We start from the raw sequence: 3,178 nt of genomic DNA, 5'->3' as shown, positions 1-3,178 counted from the left end.
ACTACATGAAAGAAGCGCTGCACGTCTCGCCCGACGCGCCCATCCTGCTCGACCGCTTCCTTGATGATGCCATCGAAGTCGATATCGACGTCATCTGCGACGGCGAAACCGTCATCCTCGGCGGCCTGATGGAACACATCGAACAGGCGGGCGTACACTCCGGCGACTCCGCCTGCTCGCTGCCGCCCTACCGCCTCGCGCCCGCCATCTGCGAACAAATCGAGGCGCAGGCAAAAGCGCTCGCCCGCGCCCTCGGCGTCGTCGGCCTGATGAACGCCCAATTTGCCGTCAAAGGCGACGCCATCTACATCCTCGAAGTGAACCCGCGCGCCTCGCGCACCGTGCCGTTCGTCTCCAAGGCGACCGGGCGGCCGCTCGCCAAAATCGCCGCGCGCTGCATGGCGGGCAAAACACTCGCCGCGCAAGGCATCCGCGACGAAATTCGCCCGACGCTGTACGCGGTCAAAGAAGCGGTGTTCCCGTTTGCCAAATTCCAGAACGTTGACCCCATCCTCGGCCCGGAAATGAAATCCACCGGCGAAGTGATGGGGCTGGGCGCGACCTTCGCCGAAGCCTTCCACAAAGGCATCCGCGGCGCGGGCGAACGCCTGCCCGCCCCCGGCGGCACCGTCTTCATCTCCGTCAAAGATGACGACAAGGCGAAAGCGGTGGAAGTGGCGCGCCTGCTCACCGCCGCCGGATACAACATTGTCGCGACCGGCGGCACCGCCGCGCACTTGCAGGAAAACGGCATCGCCTGCGAACGGGTGAACAAAGTCGCACAAGGCCGCCCGCACATCGTCGATCACATCATCAACGGCGACATCGCGATGATTGTGAACACCACCGCCGGCAAAAAAGCCATCGCCGACAGCTACACCATCCGCCGCGAAGCGCTGATGCACAAAGTCTTCTACCAGACGACGATAGCGGGCGCACACGCGGTCGCGTTGGCGCTTTCCTTTGGTGAAGAAGAAAAAGTACGGGCGTTACAAGAAATCTGAATAACCGTCTGCTTGCAGGGCGCCGGTTGGCGCCCTTGCCATTCCGGCGCGGTTACACAAGCGGGTATAATCCGCGCCAGATTTTAACGGGAGAACACCATGCCCTTTCTTGCCCTGCTTGGCCTTTGGGGCGTCGCCGAACTGATCGCGCTGATTGCCGTCGTCAGCAAAATCGGCTTCTTCGCCACCCTCGGCCTGCTCATCCTTTCCAGCGCCATTGGTTCGTGGCTGTTGCGCAGCCAGCAGCAAGCGGTGTTGCGCATGGCCGAAACCCCTGGCCGCGATGTCGCCCGCGAGAGTGTGTACCGCATGACCGCGGGCGTTTTGCTGCTCGTCCCCGGCTTTATCAGCAGCGTGCTTGCGCTCGTCTTCCTCGTGCCGCCGCTGCGCGCGCTCTTTGCCGGGCTGCTGTTGCGCATCCTGCCGACGCAGACCGTGTACAGCACCTTTTCCTGGCAACAACAGGGCAATGTTTACGAACACGAGCCGCCGGAGAACGACGTCACCGCCACCCGCGAAGACGGCAGCGTTATCCACGGTGAACTGCTGGATGCCCCCAACCCCAACCGGAGAGACCACGAATGAAACAAGTCATAAGCAACCACCGCGTCCTGATGATGGACTACTACGCGCTTACCATGGCGCAAAGCCACTTCAACCAAGGCCGCCAGCACGAAATCGCCTACTTCGACTACTTCTTCCGCACCGTGCCCGACCACGGCGGCTACGCCATCTTCGCCGGGCTGACACAGGTGCTGGATTACCTCGAATTTTTCCACTTCGCCCCGGATGACATCGCCTTTTTGCGCAGCAAAGGCGTCTTCACCGCCGAATTCCTCGACTACCTCGCCAACTTCCGCTTCCGTGGCGACGTCCGCGCCGTGCCGGAAGGCTCGGTCATCTTCCCGCACGAGCCGCTACTGACCGTGCGCGCGCCGCTGATTGACTGCCAACTGATTGAAGCCTACCTGCTGCTCACCCTCAACCACCAGTCGCGCATCGCCACCAAAGCGGCGCGTATCGTGCATGAGGCGGCGGGGCGGCCGGTCTTTGAATTTGGCGCGCGCCGCGCCCACGGCGGCGATGCCGCGCATTACGGCGCGCGTGCCGCCTACATCGGCGGCGTCGCCGCGACCGCCAACACCTACAGCGAATACGTGAGTGGCATCCCGGTGGTTGGCACCATGGCGCACGCCTTCGTGCAGAGCTTCGACAGCGAATACGAAGCCTTCCTCCAGTACGCAAAAACCTGGCCGGACAGTACCGTGCTGCTGGTCGATACCTACGACACCCTGCGCCAGGGCATCCCCAACGCCATCCGCGTCCACAACGAATACCTCGCGCCGAACGGCCACGCGCTGCGCGGTATCCGCATCGACAGCGGCGACCTCGCCTACCTCAGCAACCGCGCCCGCGAAATGCTCGACGCCGCCGGGCTGCACGACACCAAAATCACCGTCTCCAACTCGCTCGACGAATACCTCATCAAAGACCTCGTCCAGCAGGGGGCGGCAATCGACAACTTCGGCGTTGGCGAGCGGCTGATTACCGCGAAAAGCAACCCCGTCTTCGGCGGCGTGTACAAAATCGTCGCGCTGGAAAAAGACGGCGCGATTATCCCCAAAATCAAAATCAGCGAAACGCTCGCCAAGACCACCACCCCCGGCTACAAACAACTGTGGCGGCTCTACGACGCGGGCGGCAAAGCCATCGCCGACGTCATCACCCTGCACGACGAAACCATCGACGACAGCCAGCCCTACGAACTGTTCGACCCCGAATACCCGTGGAAACGCAAAACCGTCACGGGCTTTCGCGCCGAAAAACGGCTGCAAACGTGGATGGAAGCGGGCGCGCGCAGCATCACCATGCCATCATTAGAAGACGTACGTGCCCACTGCCAGCACGAACAACAAACCCTGTGGGACGAAATCCGCCGCCTGGAAAACCCGCACGGCTACTACGTCGATCTCTCGCAAGCGCTGTGGCAGTTAAAACAAGACCTCATCCGCGAACACGCCGGGAAACCGCAATAGAACCGTTCCCTCCCCAATATACATACACCTTGAGCGCTCAAGTGTATGTAAATGAACCAAGTAGGGTGGGGCTTGCCCCACCGCCAAACCAAAAAATGTTTGCAATAACAGCATTGCGAGCGCCGCTCTACGGACGCC

Annotated in this window: 3 protein-coding genes; all 3 read left to right on the top strand. The window is 61.8% G+C overall.

Features of this window, described 5'->3' with window-relative positions:
• Positions 1-1,004 (top strand): ATP-grasp domain-containing protein (locus Q0349_RS08245; RefSeq protein ID WP_298080389.1); only part of this gene is annotated, 1,004 nt, incomplete at its 5' end.
• Positions 1,005-1,103: 99 nt separating this feature from the next.
• Positions 1,104-1,589, top strand: a complete 486-nt coding sequence (locus Q0349_RS08240; RefSeq protein WP_298080388.1) for an FxsA family protein — start codon at positions 1,104-1,106, stop codon at positions 1,587-1,589.
• Entirely contained in the window at positions 1,586-3,040 is a 1,455-nt protein-coding gene (locus Q0349_RS08235; protein WP_298080387.1) for a nicotinate phosphoribosyltransferase, read from the top strand. The genes Q0349_RS08240 and Q0349_RS08235 overlap by 4 nt, the downstream gene beginning before the upstream one ends.
• The last annotated feature ends 138 nt before the right edge of the window (positions 3,041-3,178 follow it).

This window comes from uncultured Cardiobacterium sp. (assembly GCF_938028185.1).
Classification (GTDB): Bacteria; Pseudomonadota; Gammaproteobacteria; order Cardiobacteriales; family Cardiobacteriaceae; genus Cardiobacterium.
The sequence above is the reverse complement of the archived record's forward strand: the minus strand, read 5'-3'. Positions and strand labels throughout refer to the sequence as shown.

Coding starts and splice junctions, on each gene's coding strand:
- Q0349_RS08235 (WP_298080387.1), top strand. CDS start 1,586: ATGAAACAAGTCATAAGCAACCACCGCGTCCTGATGATGGACTACTAC.
- Q0349_RS08240 (WP_298080388.1), top strand. CDS start 1,104: ATGCCCTTTCTTGCCCTGCTTGGCCTTTGGGGCGTCGCCGAACTGATC.